Here is a 421-nt window from a genome sequence, read left to right on the forward strand (position 1 = left end):
CATTGCGATGATAATAGGTATCCCCAACTTTGTCAGAGCTTTAATCATATTTCCTTCCTTCAGAATAATCACAACGTTGTTCATCCTTGTAATCCGTATCATTTTAATTAAATAAAGTTCGCTGCCGATGTACAGAGGGATACAAGCAGTCGAAATAGATGGACAAGGGCAATGATAGCACTATTCGTGGTAAGTCCGTCTGAAGAGCGTGGGAGAAACGCCTACAACCTTAGCAAACAGTCGTGTGAAGTAGGAGGAATCGTCAAAGCCCAGGCTATGCACAATCTCCTTGACGGAGGCTGTCGTATAGACCAGCTTCCGCTTTGCCTGCAAAATAATCTCATCTTGGGTATGGCAGCTCACGCTTGTCCCCAGAACGGCATTTACCGCTTCGTTCAGATAGGCAACGGTAATGTTCAGC

The 421-nt window shown here is 45.1% G+C and carries 1 protein-coding gene; it reads right to left on the reverse strand.

Features of this window, described 5'->3' with window-relative positions:
- Nucleotides 1-180 precede the first annotated feature (180 nt).
- A partial coding sequence (locus tag Tanf_RS13260) for a helix-turn-helix domain-containing protein (RefSeq protein WP_046826182.1) occupies nucleotides 181-421 on the reverse strand: 241 nt, incomplete at its 5' end.

This window comes from Tannerella forsythia, assembly GCF_001006485.1.
GTDB lineage: Bacteria > Bacteroidota > Bacteroidia > Bacteroidales > Tannerellaceae > Tannerella > Tannerella forsythia.